The 20,403-nt window shown below is 70.7% G+C and carries 22 protein-coding genes; 8 read left to right on the top strand and 14 right to left on the bottom strand.

The features are described from left to right. Positions 1-44 precede the first annotated feature (44 nt). The 3 genes from AU195_RS05655 to AU195_RS05645 are packed head-to-tail and all read left to right on the top strand — an operon-like array spanning position 45 to position 1,155. Positions 45-398: a hypothetical protein gene (locus AU195_RS05655; RefSeq protein ID WP_059158082.1), complete on the top strand. Its 354-nt coding sequence runs from the start codon at positions 45-47 to the stop codon at positions 396-398. Between the two features lie 26 nt (positions 399-424). After that, positions 425-790: a heme-binding protein gene (locus AU195_RS05650; protein ID WP_059158142.1), complete on the top strand. Its 366-nt coding sequence runs from the start codon at positions 425-427 to the stop codon at positions 788-790. 5 nt (positions 791-795) lie between these two features. Beyond that, the gene (locus tag AU195_RS05645) at positions 796-1,155 is read left to right on the top strand and encodes a hypothetical protein (RefSeq protein ID WP_059158081.1); all 360 of its coding nucleotides are present in this window, start codon (positions 796-798) and stop codon (positions 1,153-1,155) included. Between the two features lie 10 nt (positions 1,156-1,165). On the opposite strand, the gene AU195_RS05640 is transcribed toward AU195_RS05645, so the two are convergent. The 6 genes from AU195_RS05640 to AU195_RS05615 form a co-directional block, all read right to left on the bottom strand. After that, complete coding sequence (locus AU195_RS05640) at positions 1,166-1,717, bottom strand: pentapeptide repeat-containing protein (RefSeq protein WP_059158080.1); 552 nt, start codon at positions 1,715-1,717, stop codon at positions 1,166-1,168. A 1-nt stretch (position 1,718) separates the two neighbouring features. Next, complete coding sequence (locus AU195_RS05635) at positions 1,719-2,300, bottom strand: GTP-binding protein (protein ID WP_059158079.1); 582 nt, start codon at positions 2,298-2,300, stop codon at positions 1,719-1,721. Next, the gene (locus tag AU195_RS05630) at positions 2,281-2,646 is read right to left on the bottom strand and encodes a DUF742 domain-containing protein (RefSeq protein ID WP_059158078.1); all 366 of its coding nucleotides are present in this window, start codon (positions 2,644-2,646) and stop codon (positions 2,281-2,283) included. Before AU195_RS05630 ends, AU195_RS05635 begins: the two co-directional genes overlap by 20 nt. A gap of 7 nt (positions 2,647-2,653) precedes the next feature. After that, positions 2,654-3,070, bottom strand: coding sequence for a roadblock/LC7 domain-containing protein (locus AU195_RS05625; RefSeq protein WP_059158077.1), 417 nt, complete (start codon positions 3,068-3,070; stop codon positions 2,654-2,656). Beyond that, a complete protein-coding gene (locus tag AU195_RS05620) occupies positions 3,067-5,637 on the bottom strand; it encodes a sensor histidine kinase (RefSeq protein ID WP_059158076.1) in 2,571 nt (856 codons plus the stop codon). Before AU195_RS05620 ends, AU195_RS05625 begins: the two co-directional genes overlap by 4 nt. A gap of 230 nt (positions 5,638-5,867) precedes the next feature. Next, positions 5,868-6,473: a class I SAM-dependent methyltransferase gene (locus AU195_RS05615; RefSeq protein ID WP_059158075.1), complete on the bottom strand. Its 606-nt coding sequence runs from the start codon at positions 6,471-6,473 to the stop codon at positions 5,868-5,870. A gap of 27 nt (positions 6,474-6,500) precedes the next feature. Here AU195_RS05615 and AU195_RS05610 point away from each other — a divergent pair, with 27 nt between their 5' ends. Beyond that, on the top strand, positions 6,501-6,953 hold the full coding sequence (locus AU195_RS05610) for a tRNA (cytidine(34)-2'-O)-methyltransferase (protein WP_502687317.1): 453 nt from the start codon (positions 6,501-6,503) through the stop codon (positions 6,951-6,953). 7 nt (positions 6,954-6,960) lie between these two features. Here AU195_RS05610 and AU195_RS05605 read toward each other — a convergent pair whose 3' ends face one another. Together AU195_RS05605 and AU195_RS05600 are read right to left on the bottom strand one after the other, a co-directional pair. Then, positions 6,961-7,602 carry a nitroreductase family protein gene (locus tag AU195_RS05605; protein WP_059158073.1) on the bottom strand — a complete coding sequence of 214 codons (642 nt, stop codon included), beginning with the start codon at positions 7,600-7,602 and terminating at the stop codon, positions 6,961-6,963. Positions 7,603-7,627: 25 nt separating this feature from the next. Continuing rightward, on the bottom strand, positions 7,628-10,918 hold the full coding sequence (locus tag AU195_RS05600) for an error-prone DNA polymerase (RefSeq protein ID WP_059158072.1): 3,291 nt from the start codon (positions 10,916-10,918) through the stop codon (positions 7,628-7,630). Between the two features lie 175 nt (positions 10,919-11,093). On the opposite strand from AU195_RS05600, the gene AU195_RS05595 reads away from it, so the two are divergent. Further along, positions 11,094-12,599 carry an FAD-dependent monooxygenase gene (locus AU195_RS05595; RefSeq protein WP_216636381.1) on the top strand — a complete coding sequence of 502 codons (1,506 nt, stop codon included), beginning with the start codon at positions 11,094-11,096 and terminating at the stop codon, positions 12,597-12,599. A gap of 67 nt (positions 12,600-12,666) precedes the next feature. Then, positions 12,667-13,617 carry a hypothetical protein gene (locus AU195_RS05590; protein WP_286149144.1) on the top strand — a complete coding sequence of 317 codons (951 nt, stop codon included), beginning with the start codon at positions 12,667-12,669 and terminating at the stop codon, positions 13,615-13,617. Here the strand turns inward: AU195_RS05590 and AU195_RS05585 are convergent. Then, positions 13,614-14,501 carry a universal stress protein gene (locus AU195_RS05585; RefSeq protein WP_059158140.1) on the bottom strand — a complete coding sequence of 296 codons (888 nt, stop codon included), beginning with the start codon at positions 14,499-14,501 and terminating at the stop codon, positions 13,614-13,616. The genes AU195_RS05590 and AU195_RS05585 overlap by 4 nt on opposite strands. A 92-nt stretch (positions 14,502-14,593) precedes the next feature. Continuing rightward, positions 14,594-15,463, bottom strand: a complete 870-nt coding sequence (locus AU195_RS05580) for a MaoC family dehydratase (RefSeq protein ID WP_059158139.1) — start codon at positions 15,461-15,463, stop codon at positions 14,594-14,596. A gap of 76 nt (positions 15,464-15,539) precedes the next feature. Between AU195_RS05580 and AU195_RS05575 the strand changes: the two genes are divergently transcribed. Continuing rightward, a complete protein-coding gene (locus AU195_RS05575; RefSeq protein ID WP_059158070.1) occupies positions 15,540-15,971 on the top strand; it encodes a MarR family winged helix-turn-helix transcriptional regulator in 432 nt (143 codons plus the stop codon). 24 nt (positions 15,972-15,995) lie between these two features. Next, complete coding sequence (locus tag AU195_RS05570) at positions 15,996-17,045, top strand: nucleoside hydrolase (RefSeq protein WP_059158069.1); 1,050 nt, start codon at positions 15,996-15,998, stop codon at positions 17,043-17,045. A gap of 2 nt (positions 17,046-17,047) precedes the next feature. On the opposite strand, the gene AU195_RS05565 is transcribed toward AU195_RS05570, so the two are convergent. Genes AU195_RS05565 through imuA' form a run of 4 tightly spaced genes read right to left on the bottom strand, consistent with a single transcriptional unit; the run spans position 17,048 to position 20,260 of the window. Continuing rightward, positions 17,048-17,470: an organic hydroperoxide resistance protein gene (locus AU195_RS05565; protein ID WP_059158068.1), complete on the bottom strand. Its 423-nt coding sequence runs from the start codon at positions 17,468-17,470 to the stop codon at positions 17,048-17,050. Continuing rightward, positions 17,467-17,931 (bottom strand): MarR family winged helix-turn-helix transcriptional regulator, encoded by a 465-nt coding sequence (locus AU195_RS05560; protein ID WP_059158067.1) that lies wholly within the window; start codon positions 17,929-17,931, stop codon positions 17,467-17,469. Before AU195_RS05560 ends, AU195_RS05565 begins: the two co-directional genes overlap by 4 nt. 48 nt (positions 17,932-17,979) lie before the next feature. Further along, positions 17,980-19,518, bottom strand: coding sequence for a DNA polymerase Y family protein (locus tag AU195_RS05555; RefSeq protein WP_059158138.1), 1,539 nt, complete (start codon positions 19,516-19,518; stop codon positions 17,980-17,982). Positions 19,519-19,567: 49 nt separating this feature from the next. Beyond that, a complete protein-coding gene (gene imuA', locus AU195_RS05550; RefSeq protein ID WP_059158066.1) occupies positions 19,568-20,260 on the bottom strand; it encodes a DnaE2-dependent mutagenesis accessory factor ImuA' in 693 nt (230 codons plus the stop codon). Positions 20,261-20,403: the final 143 nt, after the last annotated feature.

The following is a 20,403-nucleotide window of genomic DNA, read 5'->3' as shown; positions in this document are numbered from 1 at the left end:
CTAAGCTTCTCGCTGCAGGGCGTCTTCAACGGGGAGGAACGGCCATGCGAATTCTTCGACAGTGCGCGGCCTTCGGCGCGGCGATGGTGACGGTTCTCCCGTCATACCTGGTCTTCACCGCCCCGCCCGCTTCCGCCGAGTGCACCGAAACCGGTGGAATCACGATGTGCCAGAACGAAGTTCGGCGCGCCGACACCGGACCCGCCGAAGCGGACCTGTGGTACCCGTACCCATGCGAGTACGACTACCTCTGCGACGACGGCCTGTCGGTCTTCGACTACGACTCCGACAACGACGTCAGGCCGCCCGAACCGGGGCGGCCGGACATCGGCCTACCCGGCCGTCCCGGCGACCGGCCTGACCGACCCGGTGGCGGCGGAGGTATCGGCGGGCGGTGAAGCCCGACCTCTTCGAGAGGAGTGACATGACGATCAGATTCCGCGCATTCGGCGCCGCAGTCGCCGTCGGCGCCGCGGTAGGTGTTGCGCTCGTGAGTGGCGGCGCCACCGCGTCGGCACAGCCGCCACCTCTGCCACCACCACCGCCACCGAACTGCACGGCGGCGGATATGTCAGGCGTCGCGGCGGGTGTCACCGCGGCGACCTCGACCTACCTGTTCACCCACCCGGAGGTCAACGCGTTCTTCACCACCCTCAAGGGTCTCCCCAGGGAAGAGGTTCGCGCACGAGTCGCCGAGTACGCCGACGCCAACCCACAGGTGAGGGCAGATCTCCAGGGCATCCGGCAGCCGATGGTCGACTTCCGAAACCGCTGCGGCGCAACACAATAGCTGAGATGCATCCGACGCGACGCCTGCTGGCCGCGGGAGCGGTCGGTGCACTTGCGCCCATGGGGGCACTGGCGTCGGCCGCTCCGGCGCTCGCGGACTGCACCAATGCCGGTGGGGTGACGGTCTGCGCGCAGGGTGACGTGCGCGGTTCCGACACCGGCAGCGGTACAGGCGGCTCCACGGGGCCCTACTACCCCTACCCGTGCGAGTACGACTACTACTGCGACGACTGGGGCGTCGACCTGATCCTCGACGTCGACCCACCCGGTGGCGACCTGGGCCGGCCCGGCGGTCCCGGCGCTCGCCCGGACAACAGCCTGCCGGGCGGCGGGCGCGGCGGCGGTGGACGCGGCGGACGCCGCTGAGGCACACCCGTCACTCGCCGTGGACGTCGAGTCCCTGCGCGGCGGCGTAGGCGAGCGCCTGCTCGACGTCGATACGGGCCCCGCGCAGTGCGGCGGTGGTCCAGAACGTCGGGTCCACGCGGGCGCCTCGCAGATCCGCGTCCTCGAGGCGCGTGCTCTGTACGCGGACACCCTGCAGGTCGGCGCGCCGCAGCACCGCCTCCCGCAGGTCGGTGCCCACCAGGTTGGCTTCGCGCAGCCTGCAGTCCGACAGGTCGACGCGCCGCAGATCGCATCCGCCGAGCACCGCGAGCGTCAGGTCCACCTCGATCAGCGTCAGCGGCCGCAGCCGGCATTCGGTGAAGACCGAGCCCAGCATGCTGCAGTGCCGGAAGGTGCTGTGCCACAGGGAGGATCGGCGGAATACGCAGTTGCGGAACGCGGAGCCGACGTGCTCGGACTCCGACATGTCGACCCCGCTGAAGTCGCATCCGTCGAACACCACCCGCTCGGTGCGCAGCCGGCTCAGATCTTCGTCGCGGAAGTCCCGGTCGATGAACTCCTCATCGGTCCACTGCGCCACGTCAGCCCGGCAGTGCCGAGAGACAGTCGAGCGAGTATTCGGTGACCGCGATGAGCGCGGCCTTGGCCGAATCGCGGTTGCGGGCGTCGACGGTGATGACCGGGGTGCGTTCGGACAGTGCCAGCGCCTTCCGCACCGCATCGGTAGGATGCCGTGGCGCGCCGTCGAATTCATTGATGGCGACGAGGAACGGCAGGTTGCGGGCCTCGAAGAAGTCGACAGCGGCGAAGCTGTCCTGCAGGCGGCGCACGTCCACGAGGACGATGGCGCCGATCGCGCCGCGCACCAGGTCGTCCCACATGAACCAGAACCGCCGCTGCCCCGGCGTGCCGAACAGGTACAGCACCAGGTCGTCGCCCAGCGTGATCCGGCCGAAGTCCATCGCCACGGTGGTGGTGCGCTTGTCGGGGGTGGCGTCGAGGCCGTCCACGCCCGCCGAGGCGTTGGTCACCAGCGCCTCGGTGCGCAGCGGCATGATCTCCGACACCGCACCCACGAACGTCGTCTTCCCGGCGCCGAATCCGCCGGAGACGACGATCTTCGTCGCGCTCGAGCGCCGCCTGTCAGAGTGCTCGTAAGCCACGCAGGGTCCTTCCTATGAGTTCGCGGCGTTCGTCGGAGGTCGCCGATTGGTCGAGGGTGGCGTGCACCCGTAGATAACCCTGCGTCACGAGGTCCCCAACAAGCACGCGCGCCACGCCGAGCGGCACCGATAAACGTGCAGCGATCTCCGCCACAGACGGCCGGTGCGCGCAGAGCGCGAGGATGTCCCCGCGCACGTCGCCGGCCGGCCACCGCGGCGGCCGAGCCCCCTCGAGCGTCTCGATGGGCGCTTCCAGAGGCAGGGGGACGCGGGAGTCGGTGCGCCCCGCGGTCAGCGTGTAGGGCCGTACCAGGCTGGGTCGGGCGGCGGATTCGGGTTCGTCCACGGCGCACTCACGAGTGCTGAGGGGTTCGCCGCTGCGACTGGACGACCGTGCCGACCCGCTCGACGAGGATCGCCATCTCGTAGCCGATCTGCCCGATGTCGCAGGAGCGGGTGGCCAGCGTCGCCAGGTTGGAGCCGTCACCGACCCGCATCAGCAGCAGGTATCCGTTCTCCATCTCGACGACCGACTGCATCACGTACCCGCCGTCGAACAACTGCGCGGCGCCGGTCGACAGGCTCGCCAGCCCTGAGGCGACCGCGGCGAGTTGGTCGGCCCGCTCGACCGGCATGTGCTCGCTGGCGGCCATCAGCAGACCGTCGGCGGACACCAGCACCGCGTGGGTGACCCCGGACACGTCGCGGGCGAATCGGGAGACCAACCAGTCGAGCGATTCGCGCTGCGTCGAACGTGCCGGGTAGGTCATTCGAGATCTGTTCCTCTGACTTCTCGGGAGTGGGCGCGGCCGGCGTGCACGCCACCGAAGTGGCTGCTCATGCTGGCCCTGATGGCCTCCGGATCGCGTCGGGGCGGGGCGTCGGCCCCGGCCGCCGATGCTACCTGCTCCTCGGTGTCGTCGCTGCGGTGCGCTCCGCCGCCGCTGCCGGGCACCAGCCGGGCACCGGGGTCGCGTACGGGCAGTCCCTCGTCGGTCCGCTCCCGCACCGGGGCCTCGTCCGCCGCCGCGGCCGCCGACCACCCGTGGTCCCACACCGACTTCCAGTCCAGGTCGGCGCTCTTGCCGAGTTCGGTCGGATCGACCAGCCATTCCGAGAGCATCGACTGGTAGATCGCGTCGTCGGCGCCTGCGGTCGGGCTGGCCGCCGGTGCGGCTTCGGGCTCCGGTTTCGGTTCGGGTCGCTCGTGTGCGCCGTTGGCGGCGGCCTGCGCCCGGGAGGCGAAGAAGGCGGACGTGTTCGTGGGTGCGGGGATCGGCAGGCGCGGGTCGGTCTGCTCCCCCGCGGTGCCGGTGATCCCGCTGGCGCCGGGATTGCGTTGCGGCAGCCCGCCGGCCGCGAGCTCGCTGTGGCCGTTGAGCTCCCGGCCGGCCGGTTCGGGGCGGTGGTGACGCGAGTGCTCGACGGTTTCCTGCCGCGCGGGCGCGGCGGCGTACGGTTCGGCGGGCGGCGCGTAGATCGGTGCGGGAGTGTCGGTGTGCGCGAGCAGCGGGGCGGGGACATACACGCCCGCGGTGGTGCCGGAGTCCGGTTCGTCGACGACGGTGCTGCGCAGCCGGACGACGAAACCGTGCTGGGCGGCGAGCCGCCCCACCACGAACAGACCCATGTGGCGGGCGGTGTACGGAGTGACCTCGCCGCCGGACTGCAGGCGGGCGTTGGCCATCCGCAGGTCGGCCTCGGCCATCCCGAGACCGGTGTCGCTGACCTCGACGACGAGGCCACCGTTACCGGTGTGCACGGCCGACACCCGCACCTGGGAGATGGGGGGCGAATACCGCAGCGCGTTGTCGAGCAGTTCGGCGAGCAGGTGCACGAGGTCGCCGGCCGCGGCGCCGACGATCCGGCTGTCGGGCACGGTGGCCGTCACCACGCGGGCGTAGTCCTCCACCTCGGAGGCGGCGGCGTTGATGATCGTCGCGACCGGGACCGGCTCGGCCTGGTCGCGGGGGACCGACGCACCGGAGAGCACCAGCAGGTTGGCGCCGTTGCGGCGCATCCGGGCGGCGAGGTGGTCGAGCCGGAACAGGCTCTGCAGGCGTTCGGGATCGTCCTCGTCGCGCTCCAGCCGGTCGATCAGCGACAGCTGCTGGTCCACCAGCGATCGGCTGCGCCGCGACAGCGTCTCGAACATGTCGCTGATCTGCAGCTGCAGCCGCGACTGCTCACCTGCCAGCAGCACCGCCTGCTCGTGCAGTTCGTCGACGGCGTGGGCGACCTGACCGACCTCCTCGGTGGTGTACACCGGGATCGGGGTGACCGGGGCGGGTTCGGCGCCGGCGCGGACCCGGTCGAGTTCTCCCGGCAGGTCCTCGTGGGCGACCTTGAGGGCGCTGTCGCGGAGTCGGCGCAACGGAAGCACCAGCGAACGCGCCACCAGCAGCACGAGGACGAGTGCGGCGACGAACACCAGCAGGATCAGCACGGCATCGCGGATCGCGGCGGACCGCTCGGCATCCGCCGCGCTGTTCACCGCCGCCGGAATGGCGTCGGTGGTGTCGGCGATCATGGTGTCCGCGATGCCTGCGGTCACGGCTTGCGACTGCAGCAGTTCGGGGTTGCCGACCAATGCCACCGCGGGGTTGGAGATCATCGACATGCGCTTGACCATCTCGCCGCGCAGCGTGTTGGCCTCCTCCGAGGCGCCGCCGAGCAGTTCGGCCATCCCGTTCACGGTCGACGGCTCGGTGCCCGCGAGCGTGTTCATCGACGTGCGTAGTTCAGGTTCGGGGACGTCAGCGCCGCGGGTGACGAGCATCTTCTGCATCGCCATCTGACCGCGTGCACCGATCGCGCGGGATAGAGCTTCGGCCTGCAACTGCACGCGCTGCTCGTCGCCACGGGCCGATCCGGTGATCGCCGTCTCGGCGGTCAGCAACAGCGGCGCATACGTCATCACCCGCTGGCGCAGGTCGATCGAATTCGCCATGACCTTGTTGACCAGGTCCTGTCCGGGATCGAGCAGGTCGGTCACCGCCTGCCGAACGTCGGGTACGACGTCGGTGGCCGCGAGCTGCTGGCGTAACGCCGCCTTGGCGGTGTCGTACTCCGCGAGCGCCGACTGCGTCTCACGCCCCTCGGTCGCGGCGACGACGGCGGTCTCCAGGGCGTCCATGTAGGTGTTGATGTCCGGGATGAGCTCGGCGCGCTCGGCGGCCAACCGCAGTTCACCGGCCTGCTGCAGATTGCCCGCGATGCGCGAGCCGCCGAACACGCCGGCCAGGACCAGCGGGACGAGCACGATCGCGAGCACTTTCCAGCGCACCGGCCAGTTCGCCGGCGACCAGCGCGACGGCCGTTGGGGCGGCGCAGTCATCGGCGCTGGACCGCGTCGCCGGCCCAGGATGCGCGTGTCAGTACTGAAGCGTCATTCATGGAGGTTTCCTGCTGTTCGCACCTGTCTGCGGGACGCGGTATCGCGCCTGGTACGCCTGGCAATTCGACGAGTATGACAGCCGCCAGCTGGGGTTTCCACAATTCTTACTGAACAGACAGAGTTCGTGACCAGACCGATGCGCGTCCGTGTGGTAATCGAGCAAAGACCAGCTAATCGGGCCGCAGAATCGCCACGAGGAAGTCGGAGTCGTCGGTGAAGGGCCGGACGTCCCAGGTGGACAGCAGCAGATCGCGGACGAAACCGGCATCTGCTGCGTTGCCGAGGAATTCGTCGAACGGATAGTCGCGGCCCGCGCCGAAGCCGATCACCGCCCGTCCGTCGCCGGCGAGGTGGGCCCGCAACCGGCGCAACACCTGGGTACGGGTGCTGGGGGCGAGGAAGGTCATGACGTTTCCGGCCGACACGATGAGGTCGAACGGTTCGGGGACGCCGCGCGCGGGCAGGTCGAGTTCGGCGAGGTCCCCGACGAGCCAGCGCGGGCCGGGATGGTCCTGCTCGGCCGCCTCGATCAGGGCTGGATCGACGTCGACCCCGACGACCCGGTGACCGGCCGCGGCCAGGTAGCCGCCGACCCGGCCGGGGCCGCAACCGGCGTCGAGGATGTGGGCGCCGCGCGGCACCATCGCGTCGACGAGTCGGGCCTCGCCGACCAGATCGTCCCCGGCGCGCGCCATCGCCCGGAACCGCTCGATGTACCACCGCGAATGACCGGGATCGGCCGCGACCTTCTGCATCCAGAGACTGGGTTCGGCCATGCGAGCATTATCGCTGTGTTCAAGGTGATGTTCTATTCACCCCGGATCGCGCCCAACACCGGCAACGCCATCCGCATGGTGGCGGGCAGCGGCTGCGAACTGCATCTGGTGCGACCGTTGGGTTTCGACCTGTCGGAGCCCAAGCTGCGCCGGGCCGGGCTGGACTACCACGACCTCGCGTCGGTCACCGTGCACGACGATCTGCGCGCCGCGTGGGATGCGGTGCTGCCCGCGTCGGTCTACGCGTTCACCGCGCATGCGACCCGATCGTTCGCCGAGGTCGCCTACCGGCCGGGCGATGTGCTGATGTTCGGGCCGGAGCCCACGGGGCTCGACGCCGAGACGCTGGCCGACCCGCACGTCACCGCGCAGGTGCGGATCCCGATGCTGGCCGGGCGGCGGTCACTGAACCTGTCGAACGCCGCGGCCGTCGCGGTCTACGAGGCGTGGCGCCAACACGGGTTCGCCGGAGCCGTCTAGACCCGCCTCACCACGCGTCCCAGTGGGTGAGCTGCTCGGCGGGGAGGCGCTTGGCCTTCTTGAAGTCGGTGCCCTTGGTGTAGGCGATCGGGAAGAGCCCGGCCTGGCTGTACCTGTCGAACGGGATGCCGAGCAGGTCGGCGGCCTGCTTCTCGCCGTCGTTGAGAAGGTGCAGCGTCGTCCAGGCCGAACCGAGGCCGCGGGAGCGCAACGCCAGCATGAAACTCCAGGCGGCGGGCAGCAGCGAACCCCAGAACGAGGCGGACATCCCGGCGGGTGCGCCGTCGGGCCGACCCTCGAGGCAGGGGATCATCAGCACCGGCACCTCGTGGAAGTGGTCGTTGAGGTAGCGGGCGGAGTCGCTGACCAGCTCCATGCGCTCGCCGCGCACGTCGTCGTAATCGGGCTTGGGCAGGTCGAGGTAGGCGTTCGCGTTGACGCGGTAGATCTCGGCCAGCGCCTTCTTCTTCTCGGGGTCGGTGACGAAGACCCACTGCCAGCCCTGGGCGTTAGAGCCCGTCGGGGCCTGGAGCGCGAGCTCCAGGCACTCCATGATCACCTCACGCGGCACCGGCTTCTCCAGGTCCAGTCGCTTGCGCACCGAGCGGGTGGTGGTCAGGAGTTCGTCGACAGTCAGGTTGAGGGTCATGGGTCGAGGTTACCGACGGCCGAGGCTAGCGAAAGTCACGCGACTTCGAGCCGACCCGCATGTCCAACGCGCCCAGCCGGTCGGCGACGACCGTGACCGCGCCGGTCGCGTTCTGCACGATGCCGCGGATCACCATCGCCGGCGCGGTCTGCGCCAGGCGGCGCTGGCGCGACCAGAGTTGCGGTGAGCACACGACATTGACCATCCCGGTCTCGTCCTCGAGGTTGAGGAACGTCACGCCCTGCGCGGTGGCCGGACGCTGCCGGTGCGTCACCGCGCCGGCCACCAGCACCCGGGTGCCGTCGGGCACCTCGAGCAGTCGGCCCGCGGGGACGACGCCCATCGCGTCGAGGCTGTCGCGCAGGAACTGGGTGGGATAGCTGTCCGGGGACACCCCGGTGGCCCAGACGTCGGCGGCGGCCAGTTCGAGCTCACTCATCCCGGGCAGCGCCGGGATCTGGCCTGCCGAGCCGACTCCGGGCAGCCGGTCGGGCCGTTCGGCGGCGGCCGCGCCCGCCGCCCAGAGTCCCTCGCGGCGGGTGACGCCGAAACAGCCGAGCGCACCCGCGGTGGCCAGCGCCTCGGTCTGCGGCACCGACAGCTGCACCCGGCCGGTGAGGTCCAGCAGGTTTCCGAAGGGGCCGTTGGCTTCTCGTTCCTCGACGATGCGCTCCGCGAGGTCGTCGCCGATGTGGCGGACCGCACCGAGCCCGAGCCGCACCTCCGTCCCGCGGTTCTCCAGTGTGGCGTGAGCGAGGCTGGCGTTGACATCGGGCCCGTGCACGGTGACGCCGTGTCTGCGCGCATCGGCCACCAGCGACTGCGGTGAGTAGAAGCCCATCGGCTGTGCCCGCAGCAGCGCGGCGCAGAACGCCGCGGGATGGTGCAGCTTGAACCACGACGAGTAGAACACCAGCGACGCGAAGCTGAGCGAATGACTCTCGGGGAAGCCGAAATTCGCGAACGCCTCCAACTTGTCGTAGATCCGGTCGGCCACCTCGCCGGTGATGCCGTGCCGTTGGCGCATACCGTCGTAGAACCGGCCCCGCAGCCGGCGCATCTTCTCCGTCGACCGCTTCGACCCCATGGCGCGGCGCAGTTGGTCGGCCTCGGCGGCGGTGAACCCGGCGCAGTCGACGGCCAGCTGCATGAGCTGCTCCTGGAACAGCGGCACCCCCAGCGTCTTTCGCAGCGCGTTCTCCATCGACGGGTGGTCGTAGGTGACGGGCTCCTCCCCGTTGCGCCGCTTGATGTAGGGGTGCACCGACCCGCCCTGGATCGGTCCCGGCCGGATCAGCGCGACCTCGACCACCAGGTCGTAGAACACCCGGGGTTTCAGCCGCGGCAGCGTGGCCATCTGCGCGCGGGACTCCACCTGGAACACGCCGACCGAATCGGCTTTCTGCAGCATCTCGTAGACGGCCGCTTCGGACAGGTCGAGCCGGGCCAGATCGACGTCGAGGCCCTTGTGTTCGCGGACCAGGTCGATGCAGTAGTGCAGCGCCGAAAGCATGCCGAGCCCGAGCATGTCGAACTTCACCAGGCCGATGGCCGCGCAGTCGTCTTTGTCCCACTGCAGCACGCTGCGGTTGGCCATGCGGGCCCACTCGACCGGGCACACGTCGGCGATCGGCCGGTCGCAGATCACCATGCCGCCCGAGTGAATACCCATGTGCCGCGGCAGGTTCGAGATCTGCAACGCCAGATCCACCACCGGCTCCGGGATGCCCTCGACGTCCGGGGAGTCGGCCAGCCCGTTCCACTTGCTGAGCTGTTTGCTCCAGGCGTCCTGCTGGCCCTGCGCGAAACCGAGCGCACGGGCCATGTCTCGGATGGCGCTGCGCCCGCGGTAGGTGATCACGTTGGCGACCTGGGCGGCGTAGTCACGGCCGTAGCGGTCGTAGACGTACTGGATCGCCTGCTCGCGCAGGTCCGATTCGATGTCGATGTCGATGTCGGGTGGCCCGTCGCGGGCCGGGGACAGGAACCGTTCGAACAGCAGCTCGTTGGCGACCGGGTCGACGTTGGTCACCCCCAACGCGTAACAGACCGCGGAGTTCGCCGCCGAGCCGCGGCCCTGGGCGAGGATGCCGTTCTCCTTGCAGAACCGGGTGATGTCGTGGACGACGAGGAAATAGCCAGGGAAGGACAGCTTCTCGATGACCCGCAGTTCGTGTTCTATCTGGGCGTAGGCCTGCGGAGCCCGTTCCGGCGGGCCGTAGCGGTTGCGTGCGCCGAGCATCACCAGGTGCCGCAGCCAGCTGTCCTCGGTGTGGCCCGGCGGCACGTCGAACGGCGGCAGCTGCGGGGCGATCAGTGCCAGCCCGAACGCGCACTGCTCCCCCAGGTCGGCGGCGGCGGTGACGACCTGCGGGCAGTGCGCGAACAGCCGGGCCATCTCCTCCCCCGAACGCAGATGCGAACCACCGAGCGGGGCCAGGTAGCCGGCGGCCTCGTCGATCGAGTGGCGGGCCCGGATCGCGCCCATCGCCATCGCCAGCCGGCCGCGTGACGGTTCGGCGAAATGCGCTGCGGTGGTGGCCACCACGTGCAGGCCGAAGCGCGGTGCCAGTTCGGCCAGCGCGGCGTTGCGTTCGTCGTCGAGGGGGTGGCCGTGGTGGGTGAGCTCGACGCTGACCCGGTCGCGACCGAACCGGTCCACCAGATCGGCGAGGGCCTTCTCGGCGGCCTCAGGCCCGCCCTCCGAGAGCGCCTGCCGGACATGGCCTTTGCGGCAACCGGTGAGGATGTGCCAGTGCCCGCCCGCAGCCTCGGTGAGCGCGTCGTAGTCGTAGCGGGGCTTACCCTTCTCGCCCCCGGCCAGGTGCGCCTTGGCGATCTCACGCGACAGCCGCCGGTATCCCTCCGGCCCGCGGGCCAGTACCAGCAGATGCGGGCCGGGCGGATCGGGCACTTCGGTGCGGGCGACATTGCCCAGCGACAGCTCGGCGCCGAACACCGTGCGCATGTCGAGTTCCTTGGCCGCCTCGGCGAATCGGACGACGCCGTAGAGCCCGTCGTGGTCGGTCAGCGCGATGGCCCGCAGGTCAAGCCGGGCGGCCTCCTCGACGAGTTCCTCCGGAGTGCCGGCGCCGTCGAGGAAGCTGTACGCCGAGTGGGCGTGCAGTTCGGCGTAGGGCACCGCACCGCCCGAGCGCGGCAACTCCGGCGCCTGGTAAGCACCGCGTTTACGCGACCACGCCGGGCTGTCGCCACCGTCGCCGGGAGGTTCGCGCAGAGACTCGCCGGGGCGCCGGGGCTTGCCGTTCAAGACCCGCTCGATCTCCGGCCACGTCGGCCCGTTGGAGAAACCCACCCCTCGAGTGTATCGAACGTCTGTTCGACAGACGATGGTCCCGGGAAACGAGAAAGGAAGGAGTCACGGCTCCTTCCCACTCTCAATCTATAGCGCGACGGGGGGCTTGCGGCAAGCCCCGGGGTGTGCTGCACACTCGCTGGCCGAAGCGTTCACCTGCGTAAATGGAGGTCGAGTGACGGATACCGATGTGATCGTCGTGGGCGCAGGCCCGACCGGTCTGATGCTGGCCGCGGAGCTGCGCCTGGCAGGGGTACGGACCCTGGTGCTGGAACGGCGCCCGCGGATCAACGACGTCGCGAGGGCGGGTGGTCTGGGCGGGCAGATTTTGCACGTGCTGCGCTACCGGGGTCTGCTCGAGCGCTTCGAGGCCGCCAGCGGCCGGCCCCGGCCCACGCCGCGCTTTCCCTTCGGCGGTCTGGAGGCCGACTTCACCCGCCTGGCCGATCCCCCGATGGAGGCCCCGCTGCTCCCCCAACCGCAGATCGAGGCGGTGCTCGAGGAGTACGTGCGCGACGCCGGCGCCGACGTTCGTCGCGGACACGAGGTCGTCGGACTGGCCGACGACCCGGCGTCGGTGACCGTGGACGTCGACGGGCCGGGCGGCCGCTACCGGGTGACCGCACGTCACGTGGCGGGCTGCGACGGCGCCCGGAGCCGGATGCGCGACCTGGCCGGGATCCCCTTTCCCGGGATCACCTATCCGGAGGTCAACCGCCTCGCCCACGTCGCCAGGCCCGCGTCGGTGACGCTGCGCGAGGACGGTGACTACGAGATCCCCGGCATCGGGAGCCTGCCCGCGGGATACACCCAGACCGAGCGCGGCGTGTTCGCGATCGCCTCGATGACCCAGGACGAGCTGACGATCTACACGAGCGAGGACGATCCGGGACGCTACGACGACGACACCCCGATGACGGTGACCGAGCTCGCGGCCAGCATCCGCCGTGTACTGGGGGCCGACGTGCCTCTGGGCGAGCCGACCCGGATGACGCGCTTCACCTATCACGCCCGGCACGCCGAAAACTACCGCGCCGGAAGGGTTCTGCTCGCCGGCGACGCCGCCCACCAGTTCCCCGCCGGCGGTGTGGCCGTCAACGCCGGGATGCTCGACGCGGTGAACCTCGGCTGGAAACTCGCCGCGGACATCGCCGGCTGGGCACCGCAGGGCCTGCTGGACACCTACCACGACGAGCGTCACCGGGCCGGTGCGCGCACGCTGCTGCACACCCAGGCCCAGGTGGCCCTGCGCCGCGGCGCCGACCCCGCGGCCGAGGCGCTGCGGGAACTCGTGGGCGAACTGCTCCTCGACGCACAACCGTTGCACCGCATCGGCCGGCTTCTCGCGGGCGACGACATCACCTACCCGACCCACGGGGTCGGGAGACATCCGCTGACGGGGACCTTCCTCCCAGACCTCCCGCTGCACCTGCACACGGGGCGGCCGGTGTTCCTCGACCTCGCCGATCGGAGCGACCTGTGTGCCGCGGCTCGCGGCTGGAGTCACCGCGCCGACATCCTCACCGCGCGAACCGATCAGCGACCCGCGGATGCACTGGTGGTGCGCCCGGACGGCTACATCGCCTGGGCCGCGGGGGTGGACGAGGCGATCGGCACAGCGGGCCCGCCACTCCTCGCCGCGCTCACCGACTGGTTCGGCGCCCCCCGCGACGGGGCTTGATCCCGCCGCGCTGCCGAACGCCGCGGTGACCTCTACGATGTCTTTGCCTAAGGAAGGGACTCGGGGAATGGCGTCACAAAAATACATCGGCTACGTCGGCGGACTGGCGGTCGCAGTCGGTGTGGGCGCCGCGGTCGCGGTCGCCGGCCAGGGCACCGCTCACGCGGAAACCGCGTCGCCGTCGAGCGCTTCGGAATCCGCGAGCGGCTCACAGTCGTCGAGTGCCGTCGACGCCGGCCCGAAAAAACCGGACGCCGACTCGGGCGCGGACACGGCCAAGGCGGACGACACCGACACGGCGGACAAGAAGGCCGACGACAAGCCGTCGCTGAGCAAGAAGCTCAGGCAGTCGGCGAAGCAATTCGAGGCCGAGCAGGTCGAGACGCTGCGCGCCGTGTTCACGCCCCGCGACGTCGAGAAGGATGCGGACGACGAGCCGGCGGCCAAGCGCGACAACGCCTCTGACGACGAGGCCGACGTTCCCACGGCGCAGGCCCGGTTGGCCGGGGAGCCGGCCGACGAGCCCACCGAAGAGCCGGTCGACGAGCCCGTCGCAGCGGCCGCCGCGGCGCCGGCCCCGTGGAGCCCCGACCCGTTCCGGCCCGAGGATCCGGATCCCGACGACATGCCCGATGCGGTGCTCACGCTGCGCGATCTGCTCGTCGGCGCGGCCGGCCCGGAGTTCCGGCCCTACATCCGCGAGGGTGTGGAGGCGGTGTACCGCGGCAGCCAGATCGTGCCGTGGGTCAACGTCGTCGTGCCCGCGTACAAGATCGTGCCGGCCTTCATCGAAGCCGCGCAGGGCAACAAGGTCGGCGCGCAGATCATCATCAACGAACTGCTCAAGACCACGGGCCCGGTGTCACTGCTGTACTACGGCTACGACCAGATCGCCGACCTGGCCAACATGGAGTACGAGGCCCGCCTGCTCAAGGAGCAGTTCTACAGCACCGTGTGGGACACCCTCGACCCGTTGGCGCTGCTGCACGAGTACGGCGACCACGGGCTGCGCGGTTAGGGCAGATCCTCGGGCGTGAGTTGATCACGCGGGATGACCACCATCGGCACGTGCAGGACGCGCAGCATCTTGGCGGCCGTCGAGCCGAGGAACAGTCGCCGCGGTGCGCTCAATCGGCTCGAGCCGACCATGATGAGGTCACCGTCATGCCAGTCCAGCTTGGCGACCGCGTCCTCGACGCCGCGTCCGTCGACGATCGTCGAGGTCACCGGAATGTTCTCGGGCAGTCCGTGTTTCGCTGCGTCCAGCGTCTGGGAAGCGTGCTCGAGCGCCCGGTTCCGCACCGCGTCGACGTCGCCGCGCAACACACCGAACGTCGGGTCGAGCGCCACGAGTGAGACCAGCCGCAGCGGTGTGCCCGCCGCCGAGCTGAACCGGACCGCGTGCTCGAGCAGCAGGTCCGCGCCTTCGCGGCGGCCGATCGCGCACGTCACCTCACGGACGCGCTCGACCGGTGAGTCGCGGATTCCGCGGGGCGCCACCGCGACCGGCATCGGCGCCGAGTGCAGCAGCTGGTTGACCACCGATCCGAGTGTGTAGCTGCCGGCCAGCCCGCCGCCCGATCCACCGACCACGATCGCGTCGGCGCCGAGCCGTCCCGCCTCGGTGATCAGTCCGTCGGCGGCGGAGTCGGTGAACACGATGTGGCTGTGCGCCGACACATCGGCGGGCACCGACGCCATCGCGTCGGCCAGCCACTTCTCGGCCTGACTGCCGAGCAGGTCGTCGTGCTCCCCGGTCGGGACCATGGCGGGCAGCGCCCGGTCGGACGGCAGGATCATGCAGACGTCGAGTTCGGCGCCGAGCGTGCGAGCCAGGCGGACACCCAGTGCGAGGGCGTCCGCGCCACCGGGGGTGGCGAGATAACCGACGACCAACCTCATGACCGAACCACCGCCCATCTCGCACGTCCGGCGAACGCCGCGGATTCCAATCCTGTCAATCCGGAGCGGTTCTCACCGGCGCTTCAGCGAAATCAAGGTCGATACTGTGCGGTGCCGTCCTCCAACACCAGCCGGGCATCGGATCCGTCCTGGGCGGACGCCTCGGTCCGGAACACCGCCTCCCCCTCGGTGGTGCGCCATATCGACGTCGTCAGCGTCTCGCCCGGGAACACCGGCGAGGTGAAGCGGGCGCCGATCGCGGTGATCCGCGTGGCGTCGCCGTCGCCGAGTGCGGCGACCAGCGCGCGTCCGGCGACCCCGTAGGTGCACAGCCCGTGCAGGATCGGCCGCGGGAACCCGGCCAGCTCGCGGGCGAACCACGGATCGCTGTGCAGCGGGTTGCGGTCCCCCGAGAGCCGGTAGAGCAGCGCCTGATCTTCCCGTGTGGACAGCGCGATACGCGCATCCGGCTCGCGGTCGGGAATCTCCGGCGCCTGCGGGCGCGTCCCGGGTTGCCCGCCGAACCCGCCCTCACCGCGGATCACCGCCGTCGAGATCGTCTCGGCGACCACCTCGCCGGTGTCGGGGTCGGTGCCGGTGCCCTTGAACACCAGGATGGCGTTCTTCCCCTCGCCCTTGTCCTGGATGTCGGCGACCTCGGACACCACGCTCAGCCGCCCGGCCGGTTTGAGCGGTGCGAACAACCGGATCTGCTGCGACCCGTGCAGCAGCTTGCTGAAGGTGAACGAGCCCACGGCGCCCACCGCGCCCCAGGCCGGCGAGGCGATGACGGCGTAGGTGGGCAGCACCTGCTGCTCGACGTCGTGGCTGTTCTCGGTGGTGAACGCCAGGTCGGCGGTGCCCGCCCCGACGCCCAGCGCGTAGAGCAACGTCTCCCGGTCGGTCCACTCGTGGAGCACCGGCTCGGACCTGCGGCCAACGGCATCGGGATCGATCGGCATGGACACTCCCTTCTCGGCGTGAAATCGGACCCTATCTTTCCGGTTGAACGGCGCAATTCTGGATACCGATTAGGCCATGGCCGAACCCGCGGGCTGGCAGGCGATGCGCTCGGTGCTGTTGCTCTGCCGGTCGATGACGGCGGTCGTCGACCAGGAGCTCAAGGACGGCTTCCGGCTTCGGTTGATCGACTTCCAGCTCCTCAAGCAGCTGCAGTCCACCGACACCGGGACCTGCCTGCTGGGCGAGGTGGCCCGCGAACTGTTCGTGCACGCCACCACGGTGAGCATCGCCACCGAGCGGCTCACCGAGCGCGAGCTGGTCGTGCGCCATCCCCACCCGACCGACCGCAGGGCGACGCTGGTGAGCATCACCGACGAGGGGCGGACACTGACCGACGCGGCGACGGCGACGCTGGCGGCCGCCCAGTTCGGGTTGGCCGGCCTGACCCCGGACCAGTTGGCGGCACTGAGCTGTGTCGAGAGCTACGTCCACACCACGAGGGGGTGACCGGAGCGGGCGTATCCTCTGCCCGTGACCACCCAGCACAGCGAGTCTTGCGCTCCGGTACCGGTTTTCGCCGATGTGGACACCGGGGTCGATGATGCGATGGCGCTGGTGTACCTGCTCGCCAGCGCGGACGCCGACCTGGTCGGGATCGCCTCCACCGCGGGCAACGTCGGGGTGGACCAGGTATGCCACAACAACCTCGGTCTGCTCGACCTGTGCGGGGCGGCGGGCATTCCCGTCTCCCGTGGCGCTCAGGGCCCGATCGCCTCGGCGCTGCGCACCGCCGAGGACACCCACGGCCCGGAGGGACTGGGCTATGCGCACCTGCCGCCGAGTGGGTCGACGGTGACCACGTACGACGCCGCCGAGGCGTGGGTGCGCGCCGCCCGGGCGCACCCCGGCGAGTTGGTGGGCATCGCGGTGGGGCCGCTGACCAACGTGGCGCTGGCGCTGCGCGCCGAACCGGCGCTGCCGACCCTGTTGCGCCGGTTGGTGATCATGGGCGGCGCGTTCGACTACCGGGGCAACACCACCGCGGTGGCGGAGTGGAATGTCAGCGTCGATCCGGAGGCCGCCGCCGAGGTGTTCACCGCGTGGAGCGCCTCGGGCCTCACCCTGCCGATCGTGCTGGGCCTCAATCTGACCGAGCACATCGCGCTGACCCCGACGCTGCTGACCAGGTTGGCGGCCGCCGCGCAGTCACCGACCGCGCCGATGAGCGTGCTCGACGACCGGGGCACCCGTTCGGTGGCCGCCAACCCGTTGATCCGCGTCCTCGAGGACGCGCTGCGGTTCTACTTCGAATTCCACTTCGACCAGGGCGAGGGCTACCTCGCGCACCTGCACGATCCGCTGGCCGCGGCCGTCGCCCTCGACCCCGATCTGGTGCAGTGCCGGCCCACGACGGTGGACGTCGAGCTGACCGGGACGCTGACCCGCGGCATGACGATTGCGGACTGGAACGGGCGGTGGGGTCGACCGCCGAATGCCCTGGTCGGCATCGGCGTCGACGCGGGCGTCTTCTTCGAGCGGTTCATCGACCGGGTGGGGCCGTTCGCCCGCCGCCTGGGTTGACGTCAGTCGTCGGTGACGGTCACGGTGACGTCGATGTTGCCGCGCGTGGCGTTGGAGTACGGGCACACCTGATGCGCCTTGTCGGCGATCTCCTGAGCGGTCTGCTCGTCGACGTTCGGCAGCGCCACCTCCAGCTCCACCGCGAGCCCGAACCCACCGTTGTCGAGCTGGCCGATCGAAACCCGGGCGCCCACAGTCGAATCGGAGACGTCGACCTTCTCCTGACGGGCCACCAGGCGCAGCGCGGAGTGGAAGCAGGCCGCGTAGCCGACCGCGAACAGCTGCTCCGGGTTGGTGCCGTTACCGCTGCCGCCCATCTCCTTGGGGATCGCCAGGTCGAAGTCGAGGCGGCCGTCGGAGCTGCGGCCGTGGCCGTCGCGGCCTTCACCGGTGGCCAGCGCTTCTGCGGTGTAGAGCGGCTTCATGTCGGTTCCTTCCGGTTGCGCACCGAGGTGCCGGTGCCGTGGATGAGCACGTCGTTCAACTGACGGACGGCGTCGCGCAACTGCTCGGCGTCCTCGACGGACAGGCCGGTCGCCCGGAACAGCTCCTCGGGAATGCACTGGGCGCGTTCCTCGAGCGCCCGCCCGGCGTCGGTGAGGACGATCTCGACCTGACGCTCGTCGGCGCGCGACCGGCGCCGCTCGAGAAAGCCGTTGGCCTCCAGTCGTTTCAGCAGCGGCGAGAGGGTGCCGGAATCCAGATGCAACCGCTCACCGAGCCGACCGACTGTCACCGACCCTTCCTCCCACAACACCAGCAGCACCAGGTACTGCGGATACGTGAGGTTCAGCTCGGTCAACACCGGCCGGTAGGCCGCCGTCATGGCACGCGTCGCCGAGTACAGCGCGAAGCACAGATGCTGATCGAGGCGGAGCGCAGCCATACCGGCAACAGTAGCGCGCAATTAGATTGCGCACAACTCTATTGTCATCTATTCATAGGCACCCTCCACATACCAGCGGCGCTGCCGATAACACAGCAGCAGCGCCGCCTGCCCCTTGCTCCCGTCGAGTAGCACCTGCGCCCTGGCGGTGCGGCCCTTGGCGCGGCCGGGGTCCCACCACCGTTCGTCGACCGGCCAGGGCCCCGCCCACCAGGCCAGATCACCGCGGTATCCGCCGCCGTCAAGCCGCGCCGGCGGGCCGGAGAACAGTCCGCGGGGGGTCACCCGCACCGGATTGCCCTCGGCGTCGAGCACCTCCACCGGATCATCGAGCAGCACCGCGGGCGACGGTTCGGGCAGCTGCCCGGGCCACGGTTGCCGCGGATCGGCATGCGCCACCGGCTCATCCCCGAAGGGGGTGAAGATGATCCGCTCGGCCGGACCGCGCCCGCCGCTGAGCACCGGGACCTGCACCGCCTCGGGTCCGAGCAGGCCCTGGACGCGCACCAGCGCGCGGCGGGCCCGCAACCGGTCCTCCTCTCCGACGCCGCCCCACAGCGGCAACTGCAACGCTTCGGCCGAGATCACCTCGACCGGCCGCAACCGCAACACGGTGATCGGCGCGGTGGGCCGGTCGTTGGGGTTGCGCCGGTTCAGCCAGCCGTCGAGTTGCCAGCGCACCCGGTCGGCGGTGGCGTCCTCGGTCAGCGGTTCAGCGCACCGCCACACCCGTTCCAGCTCCTTGCCGTCCTCGGTGACGGCGTGGATCGCCAGCCGGGTACAGCCCACCCCCGCCGACTCGAGGCTGCGGTGCAGTTCCCCGGCCAGCGACCGGCCGGCGAACGCGGCGGCGTCCACCCGGTGGATGGGCGGGTCGCAGTTCATCACCGCATCGAGCTCGGCCGGCGGTTCCCGTCCCGACGGACCACGGGCCGGCTCACCCCGGGCGAACCGGTGCGCGGCGACGGCGTCCGCCCCGAACCGGGAGGCCACATCCGTCCGGGACAGTGCAGCGAACCGGCCGATGGTGCGAACACCCATGCGCCACAACAGGTCCGCGAGCTCATCGCGGCCGGGGGCGGCCAGGCTCGGCTCGGTGGCGAGCTGGCGGATCGACAGCGCGGACAGGAAGCCGGCGTCCTCACCGGGCGCCACGATGCGGCCGGCCCGTGCGGCGAACACCGCGGTGGGCAGCTGATCGGCGATACCGACCTGACACTCCACCCCGGCCGCGGCGACCGCGTCGACCAGCCGCTCGGCGGCGGCCTGTTCGGAGCCGAAGTACCGGGCCGCGCCGCGCACCGCCATCACGAGAAGACCCGGCCGCAACACCTCCGCCCGCGGCACCAGGTCGTCGACCGCCGCGGTGACGTTCTCGAAGTGGCGGGCATCGCGGGCCGGATCCGCCGTGGCGACATGCAGGTGTGGGCACCGGGCCTGCGACTCCCGGCGCCGCAGCCCCCGCCGCACCCCCGCGGCCCGCGCGGATGCCGAACACGCGATGACCCGGTTGGCCAGCGTGACCGCCACCGGCGCCGTCGGGTCCAGGTTCGCCGCCGCGGCGGCGGCGACCGCGGGCCAGTCCATGCACCAGACGGCCAGCACCCGGGCGGCCGCTCGAGAGGAACGAGCCACGCTACTCACCGACCGCACGGGCGGGGCCGTGCCCCCGGCCCCTCGCCCGCATCGCCAGCCGCACCCGGCTGATCCGTCCGCATCCCGGCGTCGGCGCACCGGGCGCGACGGCGCCGGCCACCTCGTAACCGCACACCCGGGCCTCCAGCCGGGCCGTCGCTCCGGGCCAGTCACCGTGGGTGACCAGCAGGGTGCAGCCCTTCTGCCGCGCCCGGGCCGTCACCGCACGGGCCCGGCCCGCAGGGACCGACCGACCGCCCAGCCCCAGCACCACCAGATCCATCCCGTCCATCAGGACCGCCGCCACCTCCACCGGATCGCCGCCCGGGTCCGGGATGACGGCCAGCCTGCTGAGGTCCGCCCCCATCTCCACGGCAGCCAGCAGACCGGCATCGGGCTGACCGACGATGGCGGCGTGACCACCGGCCGCCGTCGTCGCCGCGACCATGCCCAGCGGCAGGGACCGGGCACCCGAGAGCACTGCGACCGTGCCGCGCGGCAACGACCTCGGCAGCTGCTCAGCCAGCGATTCGGGCAGCGGCAGCAAACTTTCCGAGACCGGCGTGGGGTCGGCGGCCGGGGTCGGCCCACGCCTGCCGGAGCCCACCTTGCCCGCCACCGCGGCCATCTGTTTGCGCAGGTGTTCGACCTGCTCAGCACGGGTACGCTGGGTCAGGTCGGTCGCAGCTGTCACAACAGCACCTCCGACATCACCAGGAACACTCGTCATTCGAACTCATGTTCGATACGACGAGTAAACACCGACCCACCGACAAGCGTCAAGCCCGGCAGGTGTCCCCCGCCGGGCTTGTGCGCCAGGTCGTCGCTAGGTCGTCC

This window comes from Mycobacterium sp. IS-1496, assembly GCF_001499995.1.
Lineage (GTDB): Bacteria > Actinomycetota > Actinomycetes > Mycobacteriales > Mycobacteriaceae > Mycobacterium.
This window is presented reverse-complemented; position numbering and strand designations above follow the sequence as displayed.

Bases quoted from the DNA above. Each gene is read 5' to 3' on its own strand.
- AU195_RS05655 (WP_059158082.1), top strand. From the start codon at position 45: ATGCGAATTCTTCGACAGTGCGCGGCCTTCGGCGCGGCGATGGTGACG.
- AU195_RS05590 (WP_286149144.1), top strand. From the start codon at position 12,667: ATGGCGTCACAAAAATACATCGGCTACGTCGGCGGACTGGCGGTCGCA.
- AU195_RS05555 (WP_059158138.1), bottom strand. From the start codon at position 19,518: ATGGACTGGCCCGCGGTCGCCGCCGCCGCGGCGGCGAACCTGGACCCG.
- AU195_RS05620 (WP_059158076.1), bottom strand. From the start codon at position 5,637: ATGACTGCGCCGCCCCAACGGCCGTCGCGCTGGTCGCCGGCGAACTGG.
- AU195_RS05625 (WP_059158077.1), bottom strand. From the start codon at position 3,070: ATGACCTACCCGGCACGTTCGACGCAGCGCGAATCGCTCGACTGGTTG.
- AU195_RS05585 (WP_059158140.1), bottom strand. From the start codon at position 14,501: ATGAGGTTGGTCGTCGGTTATCTCGCCACCCCCGGTGGCGCGGACGCC.
- AU195_RS05650 (WP_059158142.1), top strand. From the start codon at position 425: ATGACGATCAGATTCCGCGCATTCGGCGCCGCAGTCGCCGTCGGCGCC.
- AU195_RS05580 (WP_059158139.1), bottom strand. From the start codon at position 15,463: ATGCCGATCGATCCCGATGCCGTTGGCCGCAGGTCCGAGCCGGTGCTC.
- AU195_RS05645 (WP_059158081.1), top strand. From the start codon at position 796: ATGCATCCGACGCGACGCCTGCTGGCCGCGGGAGCGGTCGGTGCACTT.
- AU195_RS05560 (WP_059158067.1), bottom strand. From the start codon at position 17,931: ATGGCTGCGCTCCGCCTCGATCAGCATCTGTGCTTCGCGCTGTACTCG.
- AU195_RS05605 (WP_059158073.1), bottom strand. From the start codon at position 7,602: ATGACCCTCAACCTGACTGTCGACGAACTCCTGACCACCACCCGCTCG.
- AU195_RS05565 (WP_059158068.1), bottom strand. From the start codon at position 17,470: ATGAAGCCGCTCTACACCGCAGAAGCGCTGGCCACCGGTGAAGGCCGC.
- AU195_RS05610 (WP_502687317.1), top strand. From the start codon at position 6,501: ATGTTCTATTCACCCCGGATCGCGCCCAACACCGGCAACGCCATCCGC.
- AU195_RS05575 (WP_059158070.1), top strand. From the start codon at position 15,540: ATGGCCGAACCCGCGGGCTGGCAGGCGATGCGCTCGGTGCTGTTGCTC.
- AU195_RS05615 (WP_059158075.1), bottom strand. From the start codon at position 6,473: ATGGCCGAACCCAGTCTCTGGATGCAGAAGGTCGCGGCCGATCCCGGT.